Raw genomic sequence first — 13099 nt, forward strand, 5'->3', positions numbered from 1 at the left:
CGTCACGGCGGGTACGCGGCGGGGAAGGCGGCCTCGACGAGGAGGCCGCCGTCCGGTCCCGGCCAGGCCCGGACGGCGCCGTCGTGGGCGTGGGCCACGGCGACCACGATGGACAGGCCGAGGCCGAGACCGTCGCGGTGCCGGGTGCGCTGGGCGCCGAGCCGGCGGAACGGTTCGAAGAGCCCCGCGATCTGCTCGGCGGGCACCGGCGGGCCGCTGTTGGTGACGCGCAGGGTGGGCCGGCCGTGTGCCGTACCGGTCCACAGCGACACCCAACTGCCTTGCTCTTGTGGGTGGTTGTGGCGTACGGCGTTGTCGACGAGGTTGACGACGAGGCGCTCGATCAGCCGCCGGTCGCCGAGCAGCGGCGCCGTCCCGAGCTCGGCGCGGACGGCCGGCCCGGCGCCGTCGGACGGCGGCAGCACCGCGCGGACGACGTCCGCGAGGTCCACCGGCTCCTTGCCCTCCAGACCCTGCTGGCCACGGGCCAGCATCAGCAGCGCCTCGATGAGCCGCTCCTGTTCCTGTCCGGCGGCGCGCACCCGCAGACAGGCGGCGCGCAGCGTGTCCGCCGACGCGTCGGGGTCGTCGAGCGCCACGTCCACGACGGCCTGCTGCAGGGTCAGCGGGGTGCGCAGCTCGTGCGAGGCGTCGGCGACGAACCGGCGCTGCGCGGCGAAGGCGCCTTCGAGGCGGGCCAGCAGTCCGTTGAACTGGGCCGCCAGGTCGTGGAGTTCGTCGCGCGGGCGGTCCGTCGCCAGTCGTTCGTGCAGGTCGTCGGCGGAGATCCGGCGGGCCGCGTCCGTCATGGTGCGCAGCGGGGCGAGAACGCGTCCCGCGACGATCCAGCCGAGCGCGAGCGAGGCCACGGTCATCAGGGCGAGCGCGACGCCCGACTCGACGAGCAGGGTGTGCAGCTGGTCGCCGCGCTGCACCTCCAGGCTGCTCTCCACGTATCCGCGCAGCGCGGGAGCGCCCTGGTCGACCGGCGGAGCGGAGACCTTCCGGCCGGTCCTGTCGCTGCCGCGCTCGAACAGGGCGTAGGTGAGGGCGAGCAGCAGGGCGCCGGCGACGACGAAGAGCCCGCCGTACAGCAGCGTGAGCCGCCACCGGACGCTGGCCGGGAGGGCGAGGCCCCGCACGCCGGTCACACCCGGTATCCGGCGCGGTCGACGGTCTCGATGAGCGACGGCTCGCCGAGCTTGCGGCGCAGCCGGCTCACGGTCACCTTCACCGTCTGGGTGAACGGGTCGGCCGCTTCGTCCCAGGCCCGCTCCAGCAGCTGCTCGGCGGAGACGACGGCACCGCGCGCCCCGAGGAGCAGCTCCAGGACGGCGAACTCCTTGGGGCTGAGGGCGAGCGGGCGGCCGTCCCGGACGGCGGTGCGGCGTGCCGGGTCGAGGCACAGGTCCCCGTGGACCAGGACGGGCGGCAGCGCGGGCTGCGCCCGGCGGCCCAACGCCCGGACGCGCGCGACGAGTTCGGTGAACGCGAACGGCTTGGGCAGATAGTCGTCGGCGCCCATGCCGAGCCCGGCGACCCGGTCGGCGACGGTCCCGGACGCGGTCAGCATCAGGACGCGCTCCCGGGACCCGGCCGCCGCGAGGGCGCGGCACACCTGATCGCCGTGCAGGCCCGGCAGGTCGCGGTCGAGCACGACGACGTCGTACCGGTTCACCGTGGCCCGCTCCAGGGCCGCCTCCCCGTCGTGCGCGACGTCGACCGCCATGCCCTGCCGGCGCAGGCCGGCGGCGACGGTCTCGGCGAGTTCTTCGTGGTCCTCGACCACCAGCACACGCATGGCGTCAGTGTGGCCGCCGCGCGGTTACGGGCGGATAAGGGCGGCTGTTCCCGTGGCGTAACCGCCGTACGGCTGAAGTGGGTCCGCCGGCAACAACCCCGACGACGAGGGAATCCACCATGCATCTCCCGCGCGTACCCGTACTCCCGCGCCGCCACCGCCTCCTCGCGGCCTGCGCGCTCGTCTCGGCCGTCGCCCTGGGCACGGTCACCGCCTCCCAGGCCGCGGCCACGGACGGCCACCGGCCGCCCGCGCCGCCGAAGGACGCGGCCCCGCCCATCGGTTACCGGCCGACCGACGCCGCCCCGGACGACGTGAACGAGGCGAACGACGCGTTCGCCGCGTGCATGCGCGAGCACGGGCAGGACGCCTTCCCGTCCTTCCACGCCGCGAAGAGCGACGACGGCGGCATCAGCTTCGTGGTGAAGATGAGCGTCAAGAAGGGCCAGGCGTCGCCCGACCTGTCGTCCGACGCGTTCAAGAAGGCGTTCAAGAAGGCGTTCGACGCGTGCAAGGGCCCGCTGGAGGACGCCGGCGTCTCCTTCCCGGCGAACGGCCTGCCGTTCCCGGACGGTGACCTCCCCGCGCCGCCGAAACACCCGGGCGGGCACCACAAGTTCCCCGGCCCCGGTCTGCACGTCGAGCACTCCGCCGGCGCGGGCGAGGGTCTTTCCTCCCGGTCCGCGTGACCCGACCGCCCGGAGGGGGTGGCGAGGAGGGGGCGGCCGACGGACCGCTCCCTCCGTCCCCGCGGCCCCGCTCAGCCGCCCCCGAGCCGGCCGACCAGGTCACCGGCGGTCACCCGCGCGATCCCCGGCACCGCGTCCACGTCGCCGCGTCCACGTCGTCGGGGAACAGCCGGTACACGACGCCGCCCGTGGCGTCGGCGGCCTGCGCCAGTTCGCCGTACTCCAGCGTCGCGAACACCCGCCGCACCGCGCCGGAGCCGCCCCCGCGCAGCTCACGGTGCGAGGGCCGGAAGTGGGCCCGCACCTGGATGTCCGCCCGCCGTCAGGGAGCGAGGGCCCGCAAATAGCGCCGGGTGACCGCGAGTTGCACGGCGCGGGCGAGCGGTCCGGCGAGCCGCGCGTACCAGCGGCCGGGCCGCGAGAACGCCCGGATCCGCAGCCAGACGGAGTCGTCGGCCTCGCGCGTCACGAGGAACGCCTCCTCGCCGCACTCCGGATGGCCGGGCAGCGTCCCGTAGGCGAACCCGGTGCGGGAGTCCGCGCGCACCACCCGCACCACCCGGCAGGGGATCCGCAGCCACAGGGCGCGCAGCACGACGTCGGCGCCCTCGCGGACGTCGTGCTCCGCCGCGACCCGCAGTCCGGCCCCGCGCTGCACCTGCCACGACAGGACCGCCGCACCGGCCCGCTCGAAGCAGTCGTGCCCCGAGCCGAGCCGGACACGGCGGTCCAGATGGGCGTACCCCGGCGGCAGTTCGCCGTCCGCCAGGGTCGCGCCGACCTCGCTGTAGGTGAGGGTCACGCGTCCAGCGACGTCATCACGTGCTTGATGCGCGTGTAGTCGTCGAAGCCGTACGCCGACAGGTCCTTGCCGTAGCCCGACTTCTTGAAGCCGCCGTGCGGCATCTCGGCGACGAGCGGGATGTGCGTGTTGATCCAGACGCAGCCGAAGTCGAGGACCTTCGACATGCGCATCGCGCGCGCGTGGTCCTTGGTCCACACCGACGACGCGAGCGCGTAGTCCACGCCGTTGGCCCACTCGGTGGCCTGCGCCTCGTCCGTGAAGGACTGGACGGTGATGACCGGGCCGAAGACCTCGTTCTGGATGATCTCGTCATCCTGCTTCAGGCCGGAGACGACGGTCGGGGCGTAGAAGAAGCCCTTCTCGCCGACGCGGTGGCCACCGGCCTCGACCTTGGCGTGGGCCGGGAGGCGCTCGATGAACCCGGAGACCTGCTTCAGCTGGTTCGGGTTGTTCAGCGGGCCGTACAGCACGTCCTCGTCGTCCGGCATGCCGGTCTTCGTCTCGGCGGCGGCCTTGGCGAGCGCGGCCACGAACTCGTCGTGGATGGACTCCTGGACGAGGACGCGGGTGGCGGCGGTGCAGTCCTGCCCGGCGTTGAAGAAGCCCGCCACCGAGATGTCCTCGACGGCCTTGGCGATGTCGGTGTCCTCGAAGACGACGACCGGGGCCTTGCCGCCGAGCTCCAGGTGGACGCGCTTGAGGTCCTTGGCGGCGGACTCGGCGACCTGCATGCCGGCGCGCACGGAGCCCGTGATGGACGCCATCGCCGGGGTCGGGTGCTCGACCATGGCGCGGCCCGTGTCACGGTCGCCGCACACCACGTTGAAGACGCCCTTGGGGACGATCGAGCCGATGATCTCGGCCATCAGGACCGTGGAGGCGGGAGTGGTGTCGGACGGCTTGAGGACCACCGTGTTGCCCGCGGCGAGCGCCGGGGCGAACTTCCACACGCCCATCATCATCGGGTAGTTCCACGGTGCGACCTGGGCGCAGACGCCGATCGGCTCGCGCCGGATGATGGAGGTCAGGCCCTCCATGTACTCGCCGGCCGCGCGGCCTTCGAGCATCCGGGCCGCGCCCGCGAAGAAGCGGATCTGGTCCACCATCGGCGGGATCTCTTCGCTGCGGGTCAGCCCGATCGGCTTGCCGGTGTTCTCCACCTCGGCCGCGATGAGCTCCTCGGCCCGCTCCTCGAAGGCGTCGGCGATCTTGAGGAGGGCCTTCTGCCGCTCGGCGGGGGTCAGGTCGCGCCAGGCCGGGAACGCGGCCTCGGCGGCGGCCATCGCCGCGTCGACGTCCGCCTGCCCGGACAGCGGCGCGGTCGCGTACGCCTCGCCCGTGGCGGGGTTGACCACCTCGGTGGTCCGTCCGTCGGCGGCGTCCCGGAACTCACCGTCGATGTAGTTACGCAGACGACGCAGCTCACTGGTGCTCACTGCCGGCCTCCCTCTCGCTGTCCACTGCTTGAGACACCCACCCTAATCCGTACACCGACGTTTTCGACACCCCCCACTCCCTCGCACCTACGAAATCCGTGAGTATCGGAGACTCAAACAACGAATTTCATCGATCTGGGGTTGCGGAACAGACGAGGCCTCATGCACAGTGAGGTCGTGGCCAGTCGCAGCGCAGACCCCAAGGGACCCAGTTCGAAGCACGGTGGATCGCCGTCGCTGGACGCCGTCTCCCTCGCCATCATCGAACAGCTCCAAGAAGACGGCAGGCGCCCGTACGCCGCCATCGGAAAGGCCGTCGGCCTGTCCGAGGCAGCCGTGCGCCAGCGCGTCCAGAAACTGCTCGACCAGGGCGTGATGCAGATCGTCGCCGTCACCGACCCGCTCACCGTGGGCTTCCGGCGGCAGGCGATGGTCGGGATCAACGCCGAGGGCGACCTGGATCCCGTGGCGGATGCGCTGACGGCCATGCCGGAGTGCGAGTACGTCGTGATGACGGCAGGCTCGTTCGACCTGATGGTGGAGGTCGTCTGCGAGGACGACGACCACCTTCTGGACGTCATCAACAAACGCATCCGGGCCCTGCCCGGCGTGCGCTCCACCGAGAGCTTCGTCTACCTCAAGCTCAAGAAGCAGACCTATATGTGGGGAACCCGATAGCCGTGAGCAAGGACCTCAGCCAGAGCGCGTACGACCACCTGTGGATGCACTTCACCCGCATGTCGTCGTACGAGAACGCGCCCGTTCCCACCATCGTGCGTGGCGAGGGCACCTACATCTACGACGACAAGGGCAAGAAGTACCTCGACGGCCTCGCCGGCCTGTTCGTGGTCCAGGCCGGCCACGGCCGCCAGGAGCTCGCCGAGGTCGCCGCCAAGCAGGCGGCCGAGCTGGCCTTCTTCCCGATCTGGTCGTACGCCCACCCCAAGGCCGTGGAGCTGGCCGAGCGCCTGGCCCACTACGCTCCGGGCGACCTCAACAAGGTCTTCTTCACCACCGGCGGCGGCGAGGCCGTCGAGACCGCGTGGAAGCTGGCGAAGCAGTACCACAAGCTCACCGGCAACCACACGAAGTACAAGGTCATCTCGCGCGCGGTCGCCTACCACGGCACCCCGCAGGGCGCCCTGTCCATCACCGGCCTGCCGGCCCTCAAGGCCCCCTTCGAGCCGCTCGTCCCGGGCGCGCACAAGGTGCCGAACACGAACATCTACCGCGCCCCGATCCACGGCGACGACCCGGAGGCCTTCGGCCGCTGGTGCGCCGACCAGATCGAGCAGGAGATCCTCTTCGAGGGCCCGGAGACGGTCGCGGCCGTCTTCCTGGAGCCCGTGCAGAACGCCGGTGGCTGCTTCCCGCCGCCGCCCGGCTACTTCCAGCGCGTGCGCGAGATCTGCGACCAGTACGACGTGCTGCTCGTCTCGGACGAGGTCATCTGCGCCTTCGGCCGCCTCGGCACGATGTTCGCCTGTGACAAGTTCGGCTACGTGCCCGACATCATCACCTGCGCCAAGGGCATGACGTCCGGCTACTCCCCGATCGGTGCGGCCATCGTCTCCGACCGGATCGCCGAGCCGTTCTACAAGGGCGACAACACCTTCCTGCACGGCTACACCTTCGGTGGCCACCCGGTCTCCGCGGCCGTGGGTCTCGCCAACCTCGACATCTTCGAGCGCGAGGGCCTCAACCAGCACGTGCTGGACAACGAGGCGAACTTCCTCAACACGCTGCAGAAGCTGAACGACCTGCCGATCGTCGGCGACGTCCGGGGCAACGGGTTCTTCTACGGCATCGAGCTCGTCAAGGACAAGGCCACCAAGGAGTCCTTCACCGACGAGGAGTCGGAGCGCATCCTGTACGGCTACGTGTCGAAGAAGCTCTTCGAGTACGGCCTGTACTGCCGCGCCGACGACCGTGGCGACCCGGTCATCCAGCTGTCGCCGCCGCTGATCTCGGACCAGTCCACGTTCGACGAGATCGAGGGCATCATCCGCCAGGTGCTCACGGAGGCCTGGACGAAGATCTGATCCCCGCTGCCGCGGGAACGGCCCGGTTGCGCCCATCCGAGTGAGATGGGCGGGACCGGGCCGCGTCCTTTGTCCGGCTCCGCCACCGGATACCTACCGTGCCCAGTGACCGATCGGCCCTGCCTTCGTTCCCCCGGAAGGGGGACGGGAACTTCCCGGCAATCTGATCTGAACCGAGGTGTACGCCATGGTGGCCCCGCCGGACAACGACGTGCTCTGGGCACGCGCCCTGCACTTCTCCCACAACGGCTCGCCCGCGCTCACCGGCGTCTCGCTCGGTGTCCGTGAGGGCGAGATCCTCGCCGTCACCGGCCCGCGCGGCGCCGGCAAGACGACGCTCCTGCAGTGTCTCTCCGGTCAGCTGCTGCCCGACAAGGGCGGCGAGGTGTGGTTCAACAGCACCCCCGTCCACACGATGGGCCCGCTGGTCCGCGAGCGGCTGCGCCGGGACCGCTTCGGCTGGATCGACCCGGAGCCCGCCCTCGTACCGGAGCTGAACGTCTGGGAGAACACGGCGCTCCCCCTGATGCTGCGGGGCACGGCCCGCCGCGAGGCCAAGACCGCCGCCCACGAGTGGCTCGACCGGCTCGACGTCGGCCGGCTCGCCCGCAAGCGCCCGCACGCCCTGTCGATGGCCGAGCGGCAGCGCGTCGCCATCGCCCGCGCCCTGGCGCACGCCCCGAACGTGGTCTTCGCCGACGAGCCGACCGCGACGCTGCACCGGGCCGACCGCGCCCACGTGCTCCGTACGCTGACGGCGGCGGCCCGCTCGCACGCCATCACCGTCGTCCTGGCCACGCACGACTCCGAGGTCAGCGCGCTCGCCGACCGCACGGTGTCGCTGCTCGACGGCCGCCGGGTCAACACCGTGCACCTGCCCGCCGCGCCCGCGGACCCCGACAGCACGGAAGGCCGGGCCGCGTGCTCGCTCTCCGTCTAGCCCGCGGCGCCCATCCCCTCGTCCAGCTCCGCAGACTCCTGGTGGCCGCCGCATCCGCGGGCACCGGCTTCCTCCTGCTGTGCACGCTGGGCTACGCGATGGGCCACCCCGACGCCTCCGCGAGCGCCGTCCTGCGCCTCGCCTGGTGCGCGATCCCGCTCGCCGCCACCGTCTACCTCGCGGTCTCCGTGGCCCGCTCCGACCCCGGTACGAAGCCACGCGCGGGGCTCTCCGCGGTGGGGCTCGGCCCGGCCCGCCTCACCCTCCTCGCCGCCGTCTCCACGGCCGTGGCCTGCACCCTCGGCTCGATGCTGGCGCTGCTGTTCTTCCTGCACCTGCGCGGCGACCTGTCCGGCCTGCCGTTCGACGGCGCGGCCCGCCGACTCCTCGCCGCCGACCGGCCGTTGCCGCTCGCCGCGGCCCTCACCCTGCTCACGTTCGTACCGGTCGCGGCGTCCGGCGCCAGCGCCCTCGTGCTGCGGCCCCGGAACGTCAAGGCGACCGCGGCGCGTTCCGCGGACACGGCGGGCCCGGCCCCCGACGAGGCGCAGGACCCGGCCCCCGCGCCGACCGGACTGCCGTGGGGCGTGGCCCTGCTCGCCGCCGGGCTCGCGGTGGAGACCTACGCCTCGCACGCGCCGGGCGGCGTCGGCTTCCCGATGCCGGGCGGTCTGGCCGGCAGCTCCTCCGGCGTCCTCGCGGGCTGGGCGCTGACCGCGTTCGGCCTGGCGCTCGCCGGACCCGGCCTCACCCACCTGTGCGGACGCGCCCTGCAGGCCGTGCGCCCCGGCGCGGTGCGCCTGCTCGCCGGCCGGGTCCTCCAGGAGGAGGCGCGGCGGATCGGCCGCCCGCTCGGCGTCGTCTGCGCCGTGGTCTCGGGGGCGTACGCGGCGAGCGTCCTGTACGGGGCCGCCGGGAAGGCCGCTCCCGACCTCGGGCCGCTGTCGACGCTGGGCGCGTTCCTGGTCGTCGGCTGCACGGTGGCCACGCTCGTCACGGCGGCCGTCGAGGCCCGCCAGGCCCGTCGGCACACGACGTCCGCGCTGCTGCGGCTCGGCGCTCCCGCGACCATGCTGCGCGGTGCGGCGGCGCTGCGGGCAGCCGCTCTGCTCGCCGTGTTCGGGCCGCTGACCTGGACCGTCGCGGAACTTTCGGCGATTCCCCTGTCAGCGCGATGAGTTTTGCCGGCGCCGGCCGTCTAACCCTGCGTACAGCACGACACGATCACTTCAGACGGCTCCTCAAGAAGGCGACGGACACCCCATGTACCAGCAGATGATCTTCCCGAACCTGGCTGTGAACGACCTGGACGCCGCCACGAAGTTCTTCACGGAGCTGGGCTTCGAGCGCAACCCGCAGTTCTCGGACGACACCGGCGCGGCCATCGTGGTCAGCGAGCACATCGTGCTCATGCTGCTCACGAAGGACAAGTACGCGGGCTTCACCAAGAAGCCGATCATCGACTCGACGGCGAGCAGCGAGGTGCTGCTGTGTCTGAGCGCGGAGAGCCGCGAGAAGGTCGACGAGATCGTCGACCGGGCGATCGCGGCGGGCGGCACCGAGACCGGTGAGAAGCAGGACCACGGTTTCATGTACGGCCGGGCCTTCGACGACCTCGACGGGCACACCTTCGAGATCATGTGGATGGACCCGTCGGTCGTCGAGGGCTGAGCGGTCGAGGGCTGAGCAACTGCCCTGCGGGGAGCCGTGCTTAGCATGGGCGGGTGCCGACATCACCGCAGTCACCCGAGCCCGCCCAGCCGCCCGTCACCACCACCGACCGCGAGATCGAGACGCTCGCGGAGTTCGACGAGGCCGCCGCACGCGGCACGCTCGCCGGGCACCGGGTGCAGGCCGTCGATCTGACGGGCCGCACCGAGGAACTGCTCGCCGTCGAGACGGCGGGCGCCATATTCCTCGGCTGCCCGATGGACCCGGCGGCGGCCGCGCGGGTCAGGGCCCGCGGCGCCCTGGTCTTCCCGCCGGTCCCGGGTCTCCCGTTCGACCCGTACCGCGGCCACCTCTACTCCCCCGACGAGCTGTTCGACGGCCTGTCGGGGGAGGACGGGTACGCGGCGACGCCGGACGCCCGGGCGTACGACTGGTTCCAGCACACCAAGGCCGACGGGGACGTGTTCGCGTCGATGCTGCGCGCCGTCCACGACGACTCGGTCTCCGACGCCCTCGACGAACGGCTCGCGGGGGCCCGGGTGGTGGGCGTCATGGGCGGACACGCGATGGCCCGCGGCACGGACGCGTACGCGGGCGCCGCCCGGCTCGGCCGCTCCCTGGCCCGGTCCGGGCTCACGGTGGCGACGGGCGGCGGACCCGGCGCGATGGAGGCGGCGAACCTGGGGGCGTACGCGGCGCCGTTCGCCGACCCGATGCTCGACGAGGCGCTCCAACTCCTGGCGAAGGCACCGTCGTTCACGCCGTCGGTCACGGACTGGGCGGGCGCGGCGTTCGAGGTGCGCGGCCGCTGGCCGGGCGGCGGCGACTCGATCGGCATCCCCACCTGGTTCTACGGCCACGAGCCGCCGAACGCGTTCGCGCAGCACCTGGCCAAGTACTTCGCGAACGCCACCCGTGAGGACGGCCTGCTGGCCCGGTCGAACGCGGGCGTGATCTTCCTCCCGGGTGCGGCGGGCACGGTCCAGGAGATCTTCGACAACGCCACGCCGAACTACTACGAGTCGCGCGGCGAGCCGACGCCGATGGTCCTCGTCGACCGCGCCCACTGGACGGAGCGGCTGCCGGCCTGGCCGCTGCTGCGGTCCCTGGCGCGCGAGCGGGCGATGGAGTCCCGGATCGCGCTGGTCGATTCGGTGGAGGAGGCGGCCGACGCGGTACGCCGTCTCGGGTCAAGCGCAGGTCAAGACTAACTCCCTTGTCCCTCATGGTATTGACGCTGCGTCACTGGCACTTGTAAACGTGAGGGGACCGTGAGGGTGCTGAGGCAGGAGCCGTGGTGCTCCCTCACCGCACCCCCCTCATCTGCACGAGATCCCGTGAAGGACGACTGTGTCCGTAACCCCCCGTATATCCGCACGCACCGTGCGCCTGGCCGGCGTCGCGTGTGCCGCGACGGCCCTGACCCTCGGCGTCGCCGGCACCGCCTCGGCGTGCAACATCAGCGAGTTCTCCGCCGAAGCGTCCTGCACCGGTGAGCAGGGCGTCATCACCGTCGTCGACAAGGACGCCTCCGGCACGCCGGCGACCGTCACCGTCTTCCTCGGTGACAAGCAGATCGGCTCCCAGGACGTGAAGGGCACCCGCGAGGGCGCCACCGTGACGTTCAAGGAGGACTGGCAGCCGAACGCGACGTACCGCGTGCACGTCAAGGCCGGCAACCTCGTCGACGAGGACATCACGCCGAACCTGACCACGCCGTCCAAGGCCTGCGCGACGACGACCGCGACCCCGTCGCCGTCGTCGCCCGCGCCGAGCACCTCGGCTCCGTCCGAGTCGGCGAAGCCGACCCCGTCGGCGCCCGAGTCCACCACCCCGGCGGCCCCGGCCCCGAGCAACTCCGCCTCCCCGGCGGGCGGTTCGGACAACCTCGCCGAGACCGGCGCGAGCTCCAACACCGGTCTCTTCGCCGGCATCGCGGCGGCGCTGGTCGTCGCGGGCGGCGGCGTGGTCTTCGCCCTGCGCAAGCGGGGCACGGCCAAGGGCTGATCACTCCGGACGGTCGTCCGAGGCGGTATCACCGGCCGAGCATCGCGGCCAGCGCCTCGTACGACCGTCCCCAGTCCCACTCCCTGCACACCCGTTCGCGCCCCGCGGCCCCCATGGCGCGCGCCGACTCCGGGTTCAGGAGCAGCCGTACGAGGCGGTCGGCGACGGCGGCGGGCGACCTGCCGTCGACCACGTACCCGCCCTCCCCCTCGCGCACGGCGTCCGGCGCGCCCCCGGAGTCACCCGCCACGACGGGCAGACCCGCGGCGGCGGCCTCCAGGAACACGATGCCGAGCCCCTCCACCTCCAGACCCGCCTTCCGGGTCCTGCACGGCATGGCGAAGACGTCCGCGGCGGCGTAGTACGCGGGCAGGTCCGCGTGCGCCCGCCCACCGGCGAACACCACGTCGTCCGGCACCCCGTGCTCGGCGGCGAGCCGGCGGAGCCTGCGCTCGTACCCGCCGGACCCCACCAGCAGGAGCCGTGCGCCGGGCACCACGCGGCGCACCATCGGCAGCGCCGCCACCAGGACGTCCTGCCCCTTGCGCGGCACGAGCCGGGCGGCGCACAGCACGACCGGCGTCCGCGCGCCGATCCCGTGCCGGGCGCGCACCGGCCGCGGGTCGAGCCCCGGCCGGAAGACGTCGGTGTCGACGCCGGGGACCAGCCGGGCGAGGGCGGTCCCCGCCGGCAGCACGGGGGCGATGGCCCGGCGGGTGCGTTCTCCCAGGTACGTGACGACGTCCGCCCCGGCGCCGACCCTGCGCAGCAGCGAGCGCGCGCCGGGCGCCTTGGCCCACCACACCTCGTGGCCGTGCGTGGTGGCGACGACGCGCCGCACCCCGGCATCCCGGCGCAGCGCCCCGGCGAGCAGACCGAGCGGTGCGGCGGCGCCGAACCAGACGCTGTCGCAGCGGAACCGGCGGGCGAGCGCCACGGCCCGCTCGGCGGTGCCCCGGGTGGGCAGGAGGGTACGGGCCGCGTCGCGGACGACGGGGTGCGGCAGGCTCAGGTCGTACGCCTCGGCGCCCGGCTCGGCCGAGGTGTACACGACGACGTCGTCCGGCCCGAAGCGCCGCACCAGTCCGTCGACGAAGACCTCGATGCCGCCCTGCCGCGGCGGCAGGTCGTTGGTGACGACGAGGGTGCGCTTCCTGGTGTGCGTCATGCCCGGACCCCCTGACGTCGGTCGGCGCACCGGGGCACGGCCCACAGCACGAGCGGATACACGAGATAGCCGAACCGGGACGCGGGCATCAGCAGCATCGCGGCCCCGAGCCCCACGGCGAGCCGGTCGGCGGCGGCCCGCACCGTGCGCGGCGGCCGGACGGCGAGCGACCCCGCCACCGCCACGGCGGCCGACGCGAGCAGGGCGACGGCGAGCCCGGCGCCCCCGTCGACGTGGGTGGCGAGGAGCCGTCCCGGCAGCGGGCTGTCGGCGGGCGACGCCAACTCGCCCAGGCCGAGCGGGAAGCGGACGACGTTGTCGTAGAGGGCGTGCGGTGCGCCGAGGGCCACGGGCCCCACGCCGACGGCGACGACGCCGAGCGCTGTCAGCGCGAGCCGGGTCCCCGCGCCGCGGTGGGCCCGCGCGTCGGGAGCCGCGGAGCCGTACCGGCCGGTGGCTCCGGCGCGGCGCGGGCCCGCCCCGATCAGCGACGGCGCGGCGCGCAGCCCGTCACCCGCCCGCGCGCGGCCCGCGCTCGCG

14 protein-coding genes and 1 pseudogene are annotated in these 13099 nt (G+C 73.1%); 8 read left to right on the forward strand and 7 right to left on the reverse strand.

Features of this window, described 5'->3' with window-relative positions:
- Positions 1-2: 2 nt before the first annotated feature.
- Entirely contained in the window at positions 3-1151 is a 1149-nt protein-coding gene (locus M4J07_RS26895; protein ID WP_255975610.1) for a sensor histidine kinase, read from the reverse strand.
- Positions 1148-1801, reverse strand: a complete 654-nt coding sequence (locus M4J07_RS26900) for a response regulator transcription factor (RefSeq protein WP_255975611.1) — start codon at positions 1799-1801, stop codon at positions 1148-1150. Before M4J07_RS26900 ends, M4J07_RS26895 begins: the two co-directional genes overlap by 4 nt.
- A gap of 119 nt (positions 1802-1920) precedes the next feature.
- Between M4J07_RS26900 and M4J07_RS26905 the strand changes: the two genes are divergently transcribed.
- Positions 1921-2490 carry a hypothetical protein gene (locus M4J07_RS26905; protein WP_255975612.1) on the forward strand — a complete coding sequence of 190 codons (570 nt, stop codon included), beginning with the start codon at positions 1921-1923 and terminating at the stop codon, positions 2488-2490.
- Positions 2491-2599: 109 nt separating this feature from the next.
- On the opposite strand, the gene M4J07_RS26910 is transcribed toward M4J07_RS26905, so the two are convergent.
- Genes M4J07_RS26910 through M4J07_RS26920 form a run of 3 tightly spaced genes read right to left on the reverse strand, consistent with a single transcriptional unit; the run spans position 2600 to position 4731 of the window.
- Positions 2600-2794, reverse strand: coding sequence for a hypothetical protein (locus tag M4J07_RS26910; RefSeq protein ID WP_255975614.1), 195 nt, complete (start codon positions 2792-2794; stop codon positions 2600-2602).
- Positions 2795-2812: 18 nt separating this feature from the next.
- A complete protein-coding gene (locus tag M4J07_RS26915) occupies positions 2813-3292 on the reverse strand; it encodes a DUF1990 family protein (RefSeq protein WP_255975616.1) in 480 nt (159 codons plus the stop codon).
- On the reverse strand, positions 3289-4731 hold the full coding sequence (locus tag M4J07_RS26920; protein WP_255975618.1) for a gamma-aminobutyraldehyde dehydrogenase: 1443 nt from the start codon (positions 4729-4731) through the stop codon (positions 3289-3291). Before M4J07_RS26920 ends, M4J07_RS26915 begins: the two co-directional genes overlap by 4 nt.
- Positions 4732-4893: 162 nt before the next feature.
- Between M4J07_RS26920 and M4J07_RS26925 the strand changes: the two genes are divergently transcribed.
- From M4J07_RS26925 to M4J07_RS26955, 7 genes are all read left to right on the forward strand, one after another.
- Positions 4894-5409 (forward strand): Lrp/AsnC family transcriptional regulator, encoded by a 516-nt coding sequence (locus M4J07_RS26925; RefSeq protein WP_255975620.1) that lies wholly within the window; start codon positions 4894-4896, stop codon positions 5407-5409.
- Positions 5394-6773 carry an aspartate aminotransferase family protein gene (locus tag M4J07_RS26930; RefSeq protein WP_255975622.1) on the forward strand — a complete coding sequence of 460 codons (1380 nt, stop codon included), beginning with the start codon at positions 5394-5396 and terminating at the stop codon, positions 6771-6773. The genes M4J07_RS26925 and M4J07_RS26930 overlap by 16 nt, the downstream gene beginning before the upstream one ends.
- 187 nt (positions 6774-6960) lie before the next feature.
- Positions 6961-7713, forward strand: coding sequence for an ABC transporter ATP-binding protein (locus M4J07_RS26935; protein WP_255975624.1), 753 nt, complete (start codon positions 6961-6963; stop codon positions 7711-7713).
- Positions 7695-8891 (forward strand): hypothetical protein, encoded by a 1197-nt coding sequence (locus tag M4J07_RS26940; RefSeq protein ID WP_255975626.1) that lies wholly within the window; start codon positions 7695-7697, stop codon positions 8889-8891. The genes M4J07_RS26935 and M4J07_RS26940 overlap by 19 nt, the downstream gene beginning before the upstream one ends.
- Before the next feature lie 85 nt (positions 8892-8976).
- Positions 8977-9384, forward strand: a complete 408-nt coding sequence (locus M4J07_RS26945) for a VOC family protein (RefSeq protein ID WP_255975628.1) — start codon at positions 8977-8979, stop codon at positions 9382-9384.
- A gap of 53 nt (positions 9385-9437) precedes the next feature.
- The gene (locus tag M4J07_RS26950; RefSeq protein WP_255975630.1) at positions 9438-10595 is read left to right on the forward strand and encodes an LOG family protein; all 1158 of its coding nucleotides are present in this window, start codon (positions 9438-9440) and stop codon (positions 10593-10595) included.
- 139 nt (positions 10596-10734) lie between these two features.
- Positions 10735-11391 carry an LAETG motif-containing sortase-dependent surface protein gene (locus M4J07_RS26955; RefSeq protein WP_308284777.1) on the forward strand — a complete coding sequence of 219 codons (657 nt, stop codon included), beginning with the start codon at positions 10735-10737 and terminating at the stop codon, positions 11389-11391.
- 28 nt (positions 11392-11419) lie between these two features.
- Here M4J07_RS26955 and M4J07_RS26960 read toward each other — a convergent pair whose 3' ends face one another.
- On the reverse strand, positions 11420-12559 hold the full coding sequence (locus tag M4J07_RS26960) for a glycosyltransferase family 4 protein (RefSeq protein ID WP_255975634.1): 1140 nt from the start codon (positions 12557-12559) through the stop codon (positions 11420-11422).
- Positions 12556-13099 (reverse strand): annotated as a pseudogene (locus tag M4J07_RS26965) (glycosyltransferase 87 family protein); the annotation flags it as partial. The pseudogene M4J07_RS26965 and the gene M4J07_RS26960, both read right to left, overlap by 4 nt.

Origin of the sequence: Streptomyces longispororuber, assembly GCF_024448165.1 — a bacterium.
GTDB lineage: Bacteria > Actinomycetota > Actinomycetes > Streptomycetales > Streptomycetaceae > Streptomyces > Streptomyces longispororuber_A.